This is a genomic window from Rhizobium tropici CIAT 899 (assembly GCF_000330885.1).
In the GTDB taxonomy this organism is placed as follows: Bacteria; Pseudomonadota; Alphaproteobacteria; order Rhizobiales; family Rhizobiaceae; genus Rhizobium; species Rhizobium tropici.
In genome coordinates this window covers 1,181,440-1,196,421 of record NC_020059.1, presented here as the reverse complement: position 1 = coordinate 1,196,421, position 14,982 = coordinate 1,181,440, and the positions used below count along the sequence as shown (strand labels likewise).

Below are 14,982 nucleotides of genomic sequence, written 5' to 3'. Positions count from 1 at the left end.
GGAGACTTTATTAAAGCACACAAAGGGAGGAACGAAACATGCAGGAGAACCACAGCGAAAGACCATTGCAGCCGGGAGATCGTGCGCCGAATGTCGTGCTGGACGCGATTACTCGCCAGGGCAAGATCGCAATCGACGATTTTCGTGGTCAAAAGCCCGTGCTCGTCGGATTGTTCCGCGGGCTGCATTGTCCCTTCTGCCGCCGGCAGATCGCCGCCATGTCCGAACTCTCAGGCGCTTTGCAGGAGAAAGGCATCGATAGCCTGACCGTCGTCAACACGCCAATCGAACGCGCCCGGCTCTATTTCCGGTTTCATCCGCTTCCCAATCTGTTGGCCGCTTCTGATCCGGAGCGGGTATCGCACAAGGCCTTCGGCCTGCCGAATGTCCAGTTCACCGAAGATGAGACCGACTGGCCGCGCAAGGTCGGCATCAGCGCCGTGCGGTCGATGCGTATCGACATGCCGGGCGAACTTCCCGAGCCGATGGATCCGATGGCAGCGACAGAATTCCTCGACAAGGCAGACGGATATGAATTCACGCAGGACGACAAGCAGATGATTGCCACCGGCGAAGGCCAGCTCGTCGGCGAATTCCTGCTTGATCGGGATGGCGTCATCCGCTGGTGTTTCACCGAAGCTGAAGAGGCCGGTCGTCATATGTTCGGCATTCCCGCACCGCGGGAAGTGATGTCGGCGGCGTCGAATATGGCTGTTTGAAGCGAGCGGTCTTTCACCTCCGACCACGCCGCGAGCGTGCCCCTTTGCCGTGCACTTTGTGGGCGTGTTCTATCTCTTGGCTGCAATGGCCGGCCGCTCCGGCGACACCGCATGCAGCGCCTTCATCGCGGCCTGAATAAAGCCCTCGCGCGCAGCGGCGATCTCTATGCCGCGCGGTTCGTAGACATGGCGATGCAGGAAGAAGCCGGTCAAGCGGAAGGCCGCCGCAAGGCTCTCCATATCGGCGGCAACCACGGCTCCCGTCGATAGAAACGGCGGCAGTGCCAGCATCTTGTCCGCCCAGGGCATGCCGGCCGCGCGGCAGACGGCCCGCCCGCTCTTCGGCGAAACGAAAGCCAAATCCTCGCGCACGCCGGTTGCCGCGCATTCGGTCAAGTCGAGGCCGAAGCCTAGATCGTTCAACACGGCAAGTTCAAAGCGCACGAAGAGTTCACCGGCATCGGCGGGATTCTGGAGGTTTTCCAGAATGACATCGAGCGCATCGTAGAGATGCGGATGCGGATCACGCTCCGGCAAGAGCCGCAGCAATGCGGCCATTGCCTGCACGCCATAGACGGCGGTCGCGGTCTCCATCAGCCGCGCGGCCCTGAGCGTGACCGGCTCCATGCGAAACTCGCCGAGATGCTCATGCAGCCTGGCCCGCCACGTGACCTCGACGAGATTGCCGGCCTGCAGCACCGGCTGCATGGCACGCGAGCGGCCGGATCGCACCAGCCCCATATGGCGGCCGCGGCCACGCGTCATCACCTCAGCGACGACACTGGTCTCGCCGAGACGTTTGACACCCAGAATGATCGCATGGTCCTGCCATTGCATCGGCCGGCTGCCCCGAAAAATTTCCGCGATTCGAGTTTAGGGCAAACGGCCGCGGCTGTCACATGGCAAGAGAGGAGCCGCCGGCCAGGGCCTCGACAAAGAGACGCATGGATTGCTCGTCGAAGGGCTTGTTCAAAAGCGGCACATGCCGCAGATCGGCCGGAAAATCGAGCGTATCGGAATAACCGCTGACGAAGCCGAAGGAAATGCCGCGTTCCATCAGCAATCTGGCAAAGCCGAAGCTCGTCGACTCCCCGAGATTCACGTCAAGCATCGCAAAATCATAATGTTCGGAATGAATCGCGTTGACCGCCTGTTCCAGATTCGAAGCAATCTCAATCTGCTGGATACCTACAAGACGAAGGATTTCCTCAGTCTCCATTGCAATAATGAGATTATCTTCCAATATAAGCACGCGCTGAAACGTCATATCAGCGCCATCCCTGCACGTATGCGCCAGTTGGCGCAGCCCGTAAAAAGTCCCGCATCTATCCCTCCGGCGCCAATCATCGGCCCGTATTGAATGGATGGTTTGCCCCATCCGCCTTGGCTCAGTCTCTTGTGACATGACTTTGCCTCCAACCCCGCTTCGCACTTTTTGCACTGCGGTACTATGGGCTCGTCACCACGCTCCAATCGCTTTTGTCGCCGGGGTTAGTAAAAGGTGAAACTGGTAGAAAAGTGACGATAACAGTAATCTATGCTGATACAGTTATTGCCGGCATTTAAAAAAGACATGCGTTTGCTAAAAAGGCAGTGCCTAGATGAAGGGGCGCTTGCCCGAATCAAAACCGTCCCAGCCCGCAAGTTCTGCAAGCCCCTTCCCATCCAGAACCTCGCAGCCCCTCTCCTGCCAAAGGAGCAACCCTCGGGCCGCCAGCTTTTTCAAAGTCTTATTGGTATGGACGACGGAAAGGCCGAGTGTATCGGCGACATGCTGCTGCGTGATGGGGATAACCTTGCTGCCGTTGAAAAGGCGCAGAGTGCTGGCGCGCTGGTGCAGATATGCAATGAGATAAGCGGCCCGCTCCATCGCGGAGCGGCGGCCAATGCTCAGCAGATGCTCATCGAGAATCCGCTCCTCACGCGATGCGATCCAGGTCAGATCATAGGCCAGCGAGGCATGAGAATTATAGAGCGTCATCAACTCCGTGCGCTCGAAAACACAGAGCGATACTGGCGAGAGCGCTTCCGTCGAATGCTGCATCTCCCCCATGATCGACCCCTGCAATCCGATAAGATCGCCGGGCATCACGTAGTTCAGAATCTGGCGGCGGCCATCCTCCAGCGTCTTGTATCGAAAACCCCAGCCGGAGAGGATGGTGAAAAGGTGAGCGCTATGCGCGCCTTCGAGGAAGATCGTGGCACCGGCATCGACAAGAAGCTCACCCTTCTTGAAGCCGCTGATGAAATTCAGCTCGTCGCGATCGAATTCCCGGAAATGCGGCAGTGATCTCAGCGGACATTGCTGGCAGGGCGTGCGTCGTCCATGCACCGTCGCTGCTGCCTTCGCCATGAAACACCCCTCAAGTTACAGCGGCAAACAGAATATGCCCAATAAGCCACTGTAATATTAAGCGTTGCAGGAACGCAAACTCTCGTCAATGCGGGAAGTCGAGCCCCATTTCCCGGAAACGCTCGGGGTCGTCTCCCCAGTTTTCACGGACCTTCACGAAGAGGAAGAGGTGCACGGGCTGCTCCAGGATCGCGGAGAGTTCCTTGCGTGATGCGGTCGAGATCGATTTGATCGCTTCGCCGCCCTTGCCGAGAGCAATCTTCTTCTGGCTTTCGCGCTCGACGTAGATCACCTGTTCGATGCGCACGGAGCCGTCCTTGCGCTCTTCCCACTTTTCCGTCTCGACATGCGAGGAATAGGGAAGCTCCTGATGCAGACGCAGAAACAGCTTTTCGCGGGTGATTTCGGCGGCAAGCTGGCGCATCGGCAGGTCGGAAATCTGATCTTCCGGATAATACCAGGGACCTTCCGGCAGGGTCTTCGCCAGATAATCCATGACGTCGTCACAGCCGGAGCCGTTTTCCGCCGAGATCATGAAGGTCTGTTCGAAGGCGATCTTCTCGTTGGCGGCGGCGGCAAGCGCCAGGAGGTCTTCACGGCGAACGCGGTCGATCTTGTTCAAGACGAGGATCTTCGGCTGGGAAACATCCTTCAGCCCTTCCAGGATGGCTTCGGCATCGCCGCGCAGACCACGCTCGCTGTCGATCAGCAGCATGATGAGATCGGCATCCTTGGCGCCACCCCAGGCGGACGTCACCATGGCGCGATCAAGACGGCGACGCGGCTTGAAGATGCCCGGCGTGTCCATGAAGACGATCTGCGCGTTGTTATGAATGGCGATGCCGCGCACGATGGCGCGCGTCGTCTGCACCTTGTGGCTGACGATCGAGACCTTTGCGCCGACGAGCCGGTTGACGAGCGTCGACTTACCGGCATTGGTGGGGCCGATAAGGGCAACGAAGCCCGAATGCGTCGGGCCGATATGTTCAACCGCGCCGTCTTCGGCGGGCATGTCCTGCTGATTGGTCATTTTCCACTATTCCCCGGCAGTCACTTCTCAGTCAACTGAGGCTGCCAAATACCTTCGCGCTCCAGAATCCGTGTCGCCGCCATCTGTTCGGCCGCACGCTTGGAACGTTCTATTCCCGTTTCAGGCGCCGTTCCCTTGACTTCCACCGTCACCGTAAAGCGAGGATCATGATCCGGTCCGCTGCGATCATCAACCCTGTAGACCGGGGTGACGCCGAATTTCGCATGCGCCCACTCCTGCAACTCCGTCTTGGCGTCGCGCCTTGCGCCCTCCGGCCGGATGGCGCGAGGCTCCCAGAAGCGTAGGATGAAGGCGCGGGCGACTTCAAGCCCGCCGTCCAGGTAGAGTGCTGCAATCAGGCTTTCGACGACATCGGCGCGCACGTTGAGCATCCGCTTACCCGTCAGCTTCTTCACGTCGGCGCCGGTGCGGATATAGAGATGCAGCTCCATCTCGTCGGCAACTTCGGCACAGGTTTCGGCACTCACGAGTTGGTTGAGGCGAACCGAAAGCTCGCCTTCCGTCGCCGCACCGAAGGTCTTGAAAAGCAATTCCGCGATACAGAGGCCGAGAACACGGTCGCCGAGAAATTCCAGCCGCTCGTAGTTGCCCGTCTTGTGCGTACGCGCGCTGGCATGGGTCAGCGCGCGGTCGAGACGCTCCTTCTCGGCGAATTCGTGGCCGATAACGACCTCAAGCCTGGCACGATCCGCCTGGGAGAGCGTCTGTGCCTTCGTCATTCGACAACCTTGAAAATACGGTCCCAACGCATATTGGTCGGCCATTTCCAGATTTCACGGAACGAGGTGTCGTGACCCAGCGAGAAGAAAATGACGCTGGCACGGCCGATCAGGTTCTCGGCGGGGACATAGCCGACATCGAAACGGCTGTCGTCGGAATTGTCGCGATTATCGCCCATCATGAAGTAATGGGCCGGGGGAACGACATATTCCTGGGTGTTGTCGCCACGCGAATTCGGTGAAAGGTCCAGCGTGTCGAAGACCTTGCCGGTATCGGGCAGACGTTCGCTGTAGACGGCGATATGGTCACCCGGCTCCTGGCTGTAGTCGGACGAGAAGGTGCCATGCGGCTCGCGCGGAACGGCCTGGCCGTTGATATAGAGAATGTCGTTCTTGACCTGGATGCGGTCGCCCGGCAGGCCGATCACGCGCTTGATGTAGTCGACATCAGGATTCGGCGGGAAGCGGAAGACCACAACATCGCCACGCTTCGGCTCGCTGCCCAAAATGCGGCCGCTGAACAGATCGGGCGAGAACGGCAGCGAGTACTTGGAGTAGCCGTAGGCGAACTTGTTGACGAAGATATAGTCCCCGACAAGAAGCGTCGGCATCATCGAGCCGGACGGAATGGTGAATGGCTGAAAGAGAACCGTGCGGATGATCATGGCCAGGACAAGCGCCTGAACGATGACTTTAATGTTCTCCCACAGGGCGTTCTGCTGTTTTACGGCTTTCTCGGACACGCAGTCTTGTTCCTTTTTCGCACCCCACCGGCGCACTTATATTCAGGCACTGTCTACTCGCTTCATATCATCGCGGCAATGGTGCGGGTGCCAAAAGCGACATTCAGTCGTGATTCAGGCATCCATCGGCAGCGCTTCGATAATCACAAAGGCCTGAGCAAGAGGAAAATCATCCGTTATCGTCAAATGAATGGCGGCGCGGTGATTTGGTGGCAGCATGGCCGCCACTCTTTCGGCGGCCCCACCGGTCAATTGCATGGTCGGCTTTCCACTGGGCAGATTGACGACGCCCATGTCGCGCCAGAAGACGCCCTGCGCCAATCCTGTGCCCAAAGCCTTGGAGCAGGCTTCCTTGGCGGCAAAACGCTTGGCATAGGAGGCCGCCTTGTTCTTACGGCGCTCGGACTTGGCGCGCTCAATATCGGTAAAGCAGCGCTCGGTGAACCGGGCGCCGAAACGTTCGATCGTCTTCTCCACACGGCGGATGTCGATAAGGTCGCTGCCTATGCCGATAATCATGGGAAGGCCCTCCTGGCGGCCCGGACAAAATCAGGCGCGATCAGACGCTCGATGCGTTCTCGGCAAGCGCCAGCCGCTCACGGGCGCGCTCCATCAGGCGCTCCTTGCGGCGGGTCTTGAAGGTCTTCACACCATAATAGGTCAGCGCGTAGACAATCACACCCGTCACGATGGCAGGCGGAATGCCGCCGATCAGCATGGGCTTCAACACCGGGTCCCAGATTTGCGAGAGATCGCCCTTGTGCCAGAGCGCGGGCAGATCGATGCTGCCGCCCTGACCGCCGCTATCGCGTGACAGGATCAGATGACCGATCTCCCAGGTCAGGGCCCAGATGAAGGGGTAGGTAATGGGATTGCCGGCGGCCAGACAGCCCAACGCCGAAGCGATGACATTGCCGCGGATCAGATATGCGATGATGATCGCCATGACGAAATGCACACCGATGAACGGCGTCCAGGACACGACAATACCCGCGGCAAAGCCGGCAGCAACCGAATGCGGCGATGCAGCAAGGCGAACGAGGCGCTTGCCGAAATATTGGAACGAGCGGACAAAACCCTTGCGAGGCCAAAGATGCTCCCGCAGTTTTTCCTTGAATGTCAGTGGTTTTCGGCGGCGAAACAGCATGCGGCTTATCTAGTGCAATGGGGACCGTCGTGACAAGAGCGGCCAAGCGTATCATGCACCGATTAAGGACCGAAAGTACGGCTCTTTTTTGGACGTCACCCGCTATTGAAGCAGAAAATGGACGTTCCCCTTCAGCGGCGGGCAGCAATCCCGCGAGATCGGGATGCTCCAAGGGCGCAACAACGACGCGCCCCTCCTGGTCTTTCAAGTATTAACGGCTGTTAACGCGTGCGGAACAGACCGCGGTCGACCTGACGCTGACGATACTCAAGGTCAAAACGGTCATGCGAACCATTCAGGTAAGCCATTTCGCGTTCTTCAACACTCGGAACACGCAGGGCACGGGCGATTTTCTTGATCGGGCTAAACATTGTCTTCTCTCATCTCAGTTTCGTTTCTTCGATGACCAGAAGATAGGCCTGACAAAGGTTAATTACCACCGCTTTGAAATATACGCAGCCATGCGTATAATGCATATCTATCCGGAAAGGTGCTCGAATTTGGTCATAAAATGATCACAAAATATGCAGGCTGCCTTGAGATCGGCTGCATTAATCGTAGAGGCGCTTTACCGTCGCAATGCAATCGAGTTCCTTGAGCTGCACCAGAAGCTGGTTGAGCTGGCGCAGATCCCAGACTTCGACGTCGAGAGCCATTTCGGTGAAATCGGCCGCAACCCGAACGGTATTGAGCACGCGAATGTTGACGTCGACGTCCGCTACGGTCTGCGCCACCTTTGCAAGCGTGCCCGGCTCGTTGAGAGCATTGATCAGGATGCGGGCGGCAAAGCGGGACTTGTTGGCTTCGTCCAGATCCCAGCGCACATCGATCCAGCGCTCGGGCTCATCGTCGAACCGCTGCAGGACCGGGGACTGGATGGGATATATGGTGATGCCCTTGCCCTTTTCCATGATGCCGACGATGCGGTCGCCCGGGACGGCGCCGGTCGGCGCGAAATGCACCTCGACATTCGAAGAGATGCCGCGGATCGGCGGCGCATCGAGATCGGCGCCATCGGAAACCTCGGCCTTGTTCTTGCCCGGGATCTTGAAGATCATGCCCGAGGCGCTGCGAACGTTGAACCAGCCCTCGTCGCCGGCAGGCTTGACCGTCACGCGTTCGTCCTGATGATCCGGATAGACGGCGCGCAAGACATCGAGCGACGACATCTCCCCTCGCCCGACAGCGGCGATCGCATCCTCGACATCCTTCTGACCGAGGCGATGCAGGGCAGGCTTCAGGGCATCGCGCGAGAAGACCTTGCCGGCGCGCTCGAAGGTGCGCTCCAGAATGCGGTGGCCGAGGCCGGCATATTGCTTGCGGATGGCAAGACGGGTTGCGCGGCGAATGGCGGCGCGCGCCTTGCCGGTAACCACGATCTCTTCCCAGGCGGCAGGCGGCACCTGCACGCCCGAGCGGATGATCTCGACTTCATCGCCGTTGTTCAGCCGCGTAACGAGCGGCATGATGCGGCCATTGATCTTGGCGCCGACCGTGGTGTCGCCGATATTGGTATGGACGGCATAGGCAAAGTCGATCGGCGTCGCGCCGCGCGGCAGGGCGATCAGCTTGCCCTTGGGCGTGAAGCAGAAGACCTGGTCCTGAAACAGCTCGAGCTTCGTGTGCTCGAGGAATTCTTCCGGGCTGTCGCCCTCGGCCAAGGCCTCGATCGTATGGCGCAGCCAGGAATAGGCATTGCTTTCCCGCGACAGGAGCTCACCATCCGCACCATTGCCATTGCTATTCGTGCCGTCCTTGTAGAGCGTATGGGCGGCGATGCCGAATTCGGCGATCTCATGCATGCGCTTCGTGCGGATCTGCAGCTCGATGCGCTGGCTGGAAGGGCCGACGATCGTTGTGTGCAGCGAGCGATAATCGTTCTGCTTCGGCGTCGAGATATAATCCTTGAAGCGGCCGGGAACGACACGCCAGCGGGTGTGGACGATGCCGAGTGCCCGATAGCAGGACGGAATATCGTCGACGAGAAGACGGAAGCCGTAGATATCGGAAAGCTGCTCGAAAGACAGCGACTTCGACTGCATCTTGCGGAAGACCGAATAGGGCTTCTTCAGCCGGCCCTTGACCATGGCATTGGCCAAGCCGTTGGCAACAAGAAGATCGCGCAGTTCGGTCTCGATCTTCTTGACCAGCCCTTCGTTACGGCGCGACAGCTCCTCCAGGCGCTTGGTGACGGTCTCATGCGCTTCCGGATTGATATGGCGGAAGGACAGCTCCTCCAGCTCCTCGCGCATGTCCTGCATACCCATGCGGCCGGCGAGCGGCGCATAAATTTCCATCGTCTCCTCGGAAATGCGCGCGCGCTTTTCCGGCGACATGTGATCGAGCGTGCGCATATTGTGCAGGCGGTCGGCAAGCTTGACCAGAAGCACGCGTACGTCGTCGGAAATGGCAAGCAGCAGCTTGCGCAGGTTTTCGGCCTGCTTGGCCTTCTTGGTGACGAGATCCAGCTTCTTGATCTTCGTCAGGCCCTCGACCAGGCGACCGATGTCCTCGCCGAACATCTCGTCGATTTCGGCGCGCGTCGCCGTCGTATCCTCGATCGTATCGTGGAGAAGAGCGACTGCGATGGTCGATTCATCCAGACGCATATCCGTCAGGATCGCAGCAACTTCGAGAGGATGGGAAATATAGGGATCGCCGCTGGCACGTTTCTGCTGGCCATGCTTCTGCATCGCATAAACATAGGCTTTGTTGAGAAGAGCTTCGTTGGCATCGGGCTTGTATTTCTGCACGCGCTCAACAAGCTCGTATTGCCGCATCATTCCGAAGCTACTCCCGCAAAAACAAAAGCGCGCCAGTCATCTGACCGGCGCACGCATCTTGCCATCATATCGCTCCTGCCCGGAGCATCAAGATCGACGATCAGTAATCGTCGCTTTTTTCCGGCGGAACCAGGCCTTCGATGCCGGCCAGAAGTTCTTCTTCCGACATCTGGTCGAAAGTAACGGCTTCAGGAGCGTCTTCTTCCTCTTCGCTGGTGGTGGAAGCACCTGCTGCCAGGAGGCTTGCCGGATCGGGCTCAGGCTCATCCACTTCGACATGCTTCTGCAGCGAATGGATCAGGTCTTCCTTGAGATCATCAGGCGACAGGGTCTCGTCGGCGATTTCGCGCAGCGCGACGACCGGGTTCTTGTCGTTATCGCGGTCGATGGTGATCGACGAGCCCTGCGAAATCAGACGGGCGCGGTGGCTGGCGAGCAGCACGAGCTCGAACCGGTTCTCTACTTTATCAATGCAATCTTCTACTGTGACACGGGCCATTGCCTGTCCTTTGCGGTCGTGATGTCGTCATCATGTCTCGGAGTAGCACGCCGATACAAGCAAACGATGGCAAATTCAAGTTTTTCCTGTTTCAGCGCCTTTGCAGGCCCCGGGAAAGTGCTAAAATTCCCCTAGACAAACGGTGATTTCCACCGGAAGTTGCTTGGAATATCCCATTGCGTGCCCTAAATCTCGGTTATATGAATAATTCATAAAGTAATACGAATTATTCTGCAACGCCTTACAAGGCATTGTTTTAGCTAGCGTTTGAATGAAGTGATTACGTTTTTATAACAGTGGATAAGTAAGCAATGTTTGACCCACGCGAAAAAATTGCACTCTTTATAGATGGCGCCAATCTCTACGCTGCGTCCAAGAGCCTTGGCTTCGATATCGATTACCGCAAGCTGCTGAAGGCATTTCAGAAACGCGGCTATCTGCTGCGGGCCTATTATTACACCGCTCTCATCGAGGATCAGGAATATTCCTCCATCCGCCCGCTGATCGATTGGCTCGACTATAACGGCTACAAGGTCGTCACCAAGCCGGCCAAGGAATTCACGGATTCCATGGGACGCCGCAAGATCAAGGGCAACATGGACATCGAGCTGGCGATCGACGCCATGGAGCAATCCGAGACCGTCGACCATCTGGTGATCTTTTCCGGCGACGGCGACTTCACGACCCTCGTGGAAGCCCTCCAGCGCCGCGGACGCAAGGTTTCGGTGATCTCGACCATGTCGACCCAGCCGCCGATGATCGCCGACGATCTGCGCCGCCAGGCCGACCATTTCATCGACCTTGTCTCGCTGAAGGCCGAGATCGGCCGCGAAGCCTCGGAACGGCCCGCACGTGCACCCGAGGGAGGTCACACCGCTGCGGAATCCGAGGAATAGTTAGGGACTGCATTAGACGGGTTCGCTGCACGCGGCAGAAAGCGTTTCGCGTTTGCCGCGACAGCCGGCCCTTCGCTAGGGCATCCTGAGCCTGCCGAAGGGGCGTTCGCCGCTGCAATCGATTCATGCGCAGCTGTCTTTGCTCAGGGATAGTTGCGCGCGGTGGAAGCATTTTGCGTTTGCCGCGACAGCCGGCCCTTCGCTAGGCTCAGGGCGTTCGTCGCTGCAATCGATTCACTGGATCGATTGCTCGGGCGTTGCCCGATCGCTCCTCACCCTCACCCATTGTCCTTGAGCAGGCGGCTCTTCTGCCTGTTCCAATCGCGTTCCTTCTCGGATTCGCGCTTGTCATGCAGCTTCTTGCCCTTGGCGAGAGCCAATTCCAGCTTGGCGCGGCCCCGGTCGTTGAAATAGATTTTCAACGGCACCAAGGTCATGCCTTCACGGTTGATCGCCGAACGCAGCCGGCCAATTTCGCGGCTGGAAAGCAGCAGCTTGCGGCGACGGCGCGGCTCGTGATTGAAGCGGTTCGCCTGCAGGTATTCCGGCAGATACGAGTTGATCAGCCAGATTTCGTCGCCTTCGTCCGAAGCGTAGGATTCGGCGATATTGGCCTTGCCTTCACGCAGCGACTTGACCTCGGTGCCCATCAGCACGAGACCAGCCTCATAGGTATCGATGATCTCGTAGTTAAAGCGGGCCTTGCGGTTTTCCGCCACGACCTTGTTCACCACGCGCTGGCTGCCTTTGGGTGCCATGATTCTTCTTCTTTTCCTGCGTCGTTCCGGCAGCAACCAGAGGTGCGCCACATCCTAGTCCCTAAATAAGCGAGACCGCCCTCCTTGTGAAGAGAGCGGTCCGGCAGAGTTTGGTAATGGCCTCGAATAGCGTCAGTTCAAGAGGCCGGCGTGGCGCAGGGCCGCATCGATCGCCGCCTCCGTGCCCGGCTCCAGGGTCGACAGCAGCGGCGAGCGCACATTGCGGCTCATGCGGCCCAGCCGGGAGAGACCGTATTTGGCACCGCAAAGGCCAGGCTCGAGGAAGATCGCCTTGTGCAGCGGCATCAATCGATCCTGATAGTCCAGAGCCTTGGCATAGTCACCGGCGAGCGTCGCCGCCTGGAATTCGGCGCAAAGACGCGGTGCGACGTTGGCCGTGACCGAGATGCAGCCGACGCCGCCATGGGCGTTGAAGCCGAGCGCCGTGGCATCCTCGCCGGAAAGCTGGCGGAAATCGCGGCCGCAGCTGATACGCTGCTCGGAGACACGTTCGATCTTGCCGGTCGCATCCTTGACACCGACAATATTGGAATAGGACTTGGCAAGCGCACCCATCGTCTCCGGCGTCATGTCGACAACCGAACGGCCGGGAATGTTATAGATATAGATCGGCAGCTTCACCGCCTCCGCGATCGCGGCGAAATGCGCGTAAAGCCCCTTCTGGGTCGGCTTGTTGTAGTAGGGCGTGACGACCAGAACCGCATTGGCGCCAACCTTTTCGGCATGCTGCGCCAGCTCGATCGCCTCGCGGGTATTGTTCGAACCCGCGCCCGCCATGACAGGGACCCGCTTATTGGCGATCTCGATGCAGAGCTCGACGACGCGCTTGTGCTCGTCATGCGACAGGGTCGGCGATTCACCCGTCGTACCCACGGGCACCAGTCCCTTGCTGCCCTCTTTTATCTGCCAGTCGACATGCGAGGCGAAGGAAGCCTCATCCACCTTGCCGGCGTCAGTAAAGGGCGTAACGAGAGCGGGAATGGATCCCTGGAACATGCAAGTCTCCCTAGCGGTGCGGCATTCATGCTTCAGCCGCAATCCATGGTTATGAATCCGCGCACCATAAAGCGCAGGCTTGACCGCGACAAGCACGCTTTGAATGGTAAAGGGCAGTTTCTGATATCATAATTGATTGAAATTCGGACCACCGGTAAGGTTTCGTTAATATTGCATTTGGCAAATGGAAGGGGCCTTTTGTTTTGTGAGTAGCCGGATGAAGAGACCTGTCATGATCTGGACCGCCGTGGGCTTGGCGGTCGCCTGGGGCGCCGTTGCCTCGCAAATTCCTGGCCAGCAGATACCGACGAGCGCCAATGCCTATGTCGCCATGGCGCCGGATCCCATGAGCACGGCCGCGATCCCGCGCAGCGGCGCTATCGCCCCCATCAGCGGCGACCTGAAGGCAGGACTCGACGCGCTCTCCAACAAGAACCCTATGCAGGCGCTCGCCATTCGCAATGGCATGGGGGAAGGCACGCTCGACCGCCATATCCTCACCTGGGCAATCGCCACTTCGGGCCAGCCGGGCATCCCCTCCGGCGAGATTGCCGCCGCCGCCCGTGAGCTTGTCGGCTGGCCGGGGCTTGGCAGCCTGCGCGCCAATTCCGAGCGGGCGCTTTACACGGAAAATCCGGCGACGGAACAGGTCCTCGCCGCCTTCGGCAACTCGCAGCCGGAGACCGTGGAGGGCAGTATCATCCTCTCACGTGCTCTTATGGCGCGCGGCGCGTCGACGCAGGCCGGAAAGCTGATCCGCAAGATCTGGCGCGATGAGCCATTGGACAAGCCTCTCGAAGACAAGATCCTTGCGGAATTCGCCAGCCTGCTTTCGCCTGCCGATCACAAGGCCCGCATGGACTATCTGCTTTACCGCGACCGAACCGCACAGGCCAAGCGCTTCGGCGATCTCGGCAGGGCGCAATCGCTCTACAAGGCGTGGGCGGCCGTCAATGACCGCTCGCCGAAAGCCGATGCGATGATTGCAGGCGTGGATGCGCAATTGCGCAAGGATCCTGCCTACCTCTTCATGCGCATCGAGAACCTGCGCCGCCAGAACAAATATGACGATGCCGCCAGTCTTCTGGCGCAGATGCCCAAAGACCGCAGCTTGCTTGTCAGCCCCGGCGCATGGTGGGCCGAGCAGCGCATCGTCAGCCGCGGACTGGTGGATCAGGGTGAATTCAAGGCTGCCTATCGCATCGTCGACGCCAGCGTCGCGGAAAGCCCGCAGGATATCGGCGAGGCCGAATTCCATGCCGGTTGGTACGCTCTGCGCGGCTTGCAGGACGGTGCAAACGCGGCAGCCCATTTCCGCAAGATCCTGCAGGTCTCGAACGGTCCGATCTCGCAATCGCGCGGCTGGTATTGGCTCGGCCGGGCAGCAGAGGCAGGCGGACCGGGCAAGGCTGCCGATTTCTATGCGAAGGCCGCCTCCTATCCGAGCACTTTCTACGGCCAGCTTGCCGCTGAGAAACTTGGCCGTCGCACCCTTGATGTCACCTATCCCTCGCCCGCGGCTACGGATCGCCAGCGCTTTCAGGCGCGCGAGGCGGTACAGGCGATTTCGCGGCTTGAGGCGGCCGGGCACGGATGGCGTGCCGACGCGCTCTATCGCGCTCTCGCCAAGCAGCTGGATAGCCCCGGCGAAGTCGCCATGCTGACCGCCCGCGCCGAGCGTTCCGGCAATCACCAGCTTTCGCTGCAGATCGGCAAGATCGCCTATGGGCGCGGCATCGACGTCGCAGCCCTCGCCTTCCCGATCGGCGTCATTCCGGACAACGCCAATATTTCGGGCTCGGGCAAGGCACTCGCCTATGCCATCGCCCGGCAGGAAAGCGCCTTTAATCCGGCCGCCGTTTCCTCTGCCAATGCCCGTGGCCTGCTGCAGTTGCTGCCGAAGACGGCAAAGGCCGTTGCCGGCCGGCACGGCATAACCTATTCCGCCGACAAGCTGACGCAGGATGCCGGCTACAACGCCACACTCGGCGCCCATTATCTCGGCGAGCAGATCGACACCTTCGGCGGATCTTACATCCTGACCTTCATCGCCTACAATGCCGGGCCGAACAAGGTGCCGGAATGGATCAGCCGCTATGGCGATCCGCGCGGCAAGTCGCTCGACGACGTGATCGACTGGATCGAGCGCATCCCCTTCCCGGAGACCCGCAACTACGTGCAGCGCGTGATGGAAAACTATCAGGTGTACAAGGCGCGACTGGGGCAGAAAGCCGACATCGTACACGATCTGATAAGCGGTCGCGGCTAGCCGGTGACCCCAGTTGTGCGTGCTGCGG

16 protein-coding genes are annotated in these 14,982 nt (G+C 59.3%); 3 read left to right on the top strand and 13 right to left on the bottom strand.

Annotation, left to right across the window (positions count from 1 at the left end):
• Nucleotides 1-38: 38 nt before the first annotated feature.
• Nucleotides 39-719: a peroxiredoxin-like family protein gene (locus RTCIAT899_RS05800; protein ID WP_015339304.1), complete on the top strand. Its 681-nt coding sequence runs from the start codon at nucleotides 39-41 to the stop codon at nucleotides 717-719.
• 69 nt (nucleotides 720-788) lie between these two features.
• Here RTCIAT899_RS05800 and recO read toward each other — a convergent pair whose 3' ends face one another.
• The 11 genes from recO to rpoZ all read right to left on the bottom strand — a co-directional run bounded on the left by recO (nucleotide 789) and on the right by rpoZ (nucleotide 10,014).
• Entirely contained in the window at nucleotides 789-1,556 is a 768-nt protein-coding gene (gene recO, locus RTCIAT899_RS05795; protein WP_015339303.1) for a DNA repair protein RecO, read from the bottom strand.
• Nucleotides 1,557-1,614: 58 nt separating this feature from the next.
• The gene (locus RTCIAT899_RS05790; protein WP_244441441.1) at nucleotides 1,615-2,097 is read right to left on the bottom strand and encodes a response regulator; all 483 of its coding nucleotides are present in this window, start codon (nucleotides 2,095-2,097) and stop codon (nucleotides 1,615-1,617) included.
• A gap of 219 nt (nucleotides 2,098-2,316) precedes the next feature.
• A complete protein-coding gene (locus RTCIAT899_RS05785; protein WP_015339301.1) occupies nucleotides 2,317-3,072 on the bottom strand; it encodes a Crp/Fnr family transcriptional regulator in 756 nt (251 codons plus the stop codon).
• A gap of 85 nt (nucleotides 3,073-3,157) precedes the next feature.
• Nucleotides 3,158-4,102: a GTPase Era gene (gene era, locus RTCIAT899_RS05780; protein ID WP_015339300.1), complete on the bottom strand. Its 945-nt coding sequence runs from the start codon at nucleotides 4,100-4,102 to the stop codon at nucleotides 3,158-3,160.
• 20 nt (nucleotides 4,103-4,122) lie between these two features.
• Nucleotides 4,123-4,842 carry a ribonuclease III gene (gene rnc, locus RTCIAT899_RS05775; protein ID WP_015339299.1) on the bottom strand — a complete coding sequence of 240 codons (720 nt, stop codon included), beginning with the start codon at nucleotides 4,840-4,842 and terminating at the stop codon, nucleotides 4,123-4,125.
• Entirely contained in the window at nucleotides 4,839-5,585 is a 747-nt protein-coding gene (gene lepB / locus RTCIAT899_RS05770) for a signal peptidase I (protein WP_015339298.1), read from the bottom strand. Before lepB ends, rnc begins: the two co-directional genes overlap by 4 nt.
• Nucleotides 5,586-5,699: 114 nt before the next feature.
• Nucleotides 5,700-6,104 (bottom strand): holo-ACP synthase, encoded by a 405-nt coding sequence (gene acpS / locus RTCIAT899_RS05765; RefSeq protein WP_015339297.1) that lies wholly within the window; start codon nucleotides 6,102-6,104, stop codon nucleotides 5,700-5,702.
• A 40-nt stretch (nucleotides 6,105-6,144) separates the two neighbouring features.
• Nucleotides 6,145-6,732 (bottom strand): DUF2062 domain-containing protein, encoded by a 588-nt coding sequence (locus RTCIAT899_RS05760; protein ID WP_015339296.1) that lies wholly within the window; start codon nucleotides 6,730-6,732, stop codon nucleotides 6,145-6,147.
• Nucleotides 6,733-6,953: 221 nt separating this feature from the next.
• Nucleotides 6,954-7,103 carry a DUF3563 family protein gene (locus RTCIAT899_RS31850; protein WP_015339295.1) on the bottom strand — a complete coding sequence of 50 codons (150 nt, stop codon included), beginning with the start codon at nucleotides 7,101-7,103 and terminating at the stop codon, nucleotides 6,954-6,956.
• Between the two features lie 180 nt (nucleotides 7,104-7,283).
• Nucleotides 7,284-9,515, bottom strand: a complete 2,232-nt coding sequence (locus tag RTCIAT899_RS05755) for a RelA/SpoT family protein (RefSeq protein ID WP_015339294.1) — start codon at nucleotides 9,513-9,515, stop codon at nucleotides 7,284-7,286.
• Nucleotides 9,516-9,615: 100 nt separating this feature from the next.
• Complete coding sequence (gene rpoZ / locus RTCIAT899_RS05750; protein WP_015339293.1) at nucleotides 9,616-10,014, bottom strand: DNA-directed RNA polymerase subunit omega; 399 nt, start codon at nucleotides 10,012-10,014, stop codon at nucleotides 9,616-9,618.
• A gap of 311 nt (nucleotides 10,015-10,325) precedes the next feature.
• Between rpoZ and RTCIAT899_RS05745 the strand changes: the two genes are divergently transcribed.
• Complete coding sequence (locus RTCIAT899_RS05745; RefSeq protein WP_015339292.1) at nucleotides 10,326-10,910, top strand: LabA-like NYN domain-containing protein; 585 nt, start codon at nucleotides 10,326-10,328, stop codon at nucleotides 10,908-10,910.
• Between the two features lie 278 nt (nucleotides 10,911-11,188).
• On the opposite strand, the gene smpB is transcribed toward RTCIAT899_RS05745, so the two are convergent.
• Nucleotides 11,189-11,668, bottom strand: a complete 480-nt coding sequence (gene smpB / locus RTCIAT899_RS05740; protein WP_015339291.1) for an SsrA-binding protein SmpB — start codon at nucleotides 11,666-11,668, stop codon at nucleotides 11,189-11,191.
• Nucleotides 11,669-11,800: 132 nt separating this feature from the next.
• The gene (gene dapA / locus RTCIAT899_RS05735; protein WP_015339290.1) at nucleotides 11,801-12,685 is read right to left on the bottom strand and encodes a 4-hydroxy-tetrahydrodipicolinate synthase; all 885 of its coding nucleotides are present in this window, start codon (nucleotides 12,683-12,685) and stop codon (nucleotides 11,801-11,803) included.
• A 217-nt stretch (nucleotides 12,686-12,902) separates the two neighbouring features.
• Between dapA and RTCIAT899_RS05730 the strand changes: the two genes are divergently transcribed.
• A complete protein-coding gene (locus RTCIAT899_RS05730) occupies nucleotides 12,903-14,954 on the top strand; it encodes a lytic transglycosylase domain-containing protein (RefSeq protein WP_041677316.1) in 2,052 nt (683 codons plus the stop codon).
• The last annotated feature ends 28 nt before the right edge of the window (nucleotides 14,955-14,982 follow it).

What these genes read in the sequence shown, in the direction of transcription:
- RTCIAT899_RS05730 (WP_041677316.1), top strand. Translation starts at nt 12,903, where the DNA reads ATGAAGAGACCTGTCATGATCTGGACCGCCGTGGGCTTGGCGGTCGCC.
- rpoZ (WP_015339293.1), bottom strand. Translation starts at nt 10,014, where the DNA reads ATGGCCCGTGTCACAGTAGAAGATTGCATTGATAAAGTAGAGAACCGG.
- RTCIAT899_RS05800 (WP_015339304.1), top strand. Translation starts at nt 39, where the DNA reads ATGCAGGAGAACCACAGCGAAAGACCATTGCAGCCGGGAGATCGTGCG.
- RTCIAT899_RS05755 (WP_015339294.1), bottom strand. Translation starts at nt 9,515, where the DNA reads ATGATGCGGCAATACGAGCTTGTTGAGCGCGTGCAGAAATACAAGCCC.
- dapA (WP_015339290.1), bottom strand. Translation starts at nt 12,685, where the DNA reads ATGTTCCAGGGATCCATTCCCGCTCTCGTTACGCCCTTTACTGACGCC.
- RTCIAT899_RS05745 (WP_015339292.1), top strand. Translation starts at nt 10,326, where the DNA reads ATGTTTGACCCACGCGAAAAAATTGCACTCTTTATAGATGGCGCCAAT.
- smpB (WP_015339291.1), bottom strand. Translation starts at nt 11,668, where the DNA reads ATGGCACCCAAAGGCAGCCAGCGCGTGGTGAACAAGGTCGTGGCGGAA.
- acpS (WP_015339297.1), bottom strand. Translation starts at nt 6,104, where the DNA reads ATGATTATCGGCATAGGCAGCGACCTTATCGACATCCGCCGTGTGGAG.
- RTCIAT899_RS05790 (WP_244441441.1), bottom strand. Translation starts at nt 2,097, where the DNA reads ATGGGGCAAACCATCCATTCAATACGGGCCGATGATTGGCGCCGGAGG.
- era (WP_015339300.1), bottom strand. Translation starts at nt 4,102, where the DNA reads ATGACCAATCAGCAGGACATGCCCGCCGAAGACGGCGCGGTTGAACAT.
- RTCIAT899_RS05760 (WP_015339296.1), bottom strand. Translation starts at nt 6,732, where the DNA reads ATGCTGTTTCGCCGCCGAAAACCACTGACATTCAAGGAAAAACTGCGG.
- RTCIAT899_RS31850 (WP_015339295.1), bottom strand. Translation starts at nt 7,103, where the DNA reads ATGTTTAGCCCGATCAAGAAAATCGCCCGTGCCCTGCGTGTTCCGAGT.
- RTCIAT899_RS05785 (WP_015339301.1), bottom strand. Translation starts at nt 3,072, where the DNA reads ATGGCGAAGGCAGCAGCGACGGTGCATGGACGACGCACGCCCTGCCAG.
- rnc (WP_015339299.1), bottom strand. Translation starts at nt 4,842, where the DNA reads ATGACGAAGGCACAGACGCTCTCCCAGGCGGATCGTGCCAGGCTTGAG.
- recO (WP_015339303.1), bottom strand. Translation starts at nt 1,556, where the DNA reads ATGCAATGGCAGGACCATGCGATCATTCTGGGTGTCAAACGTCTCGGC.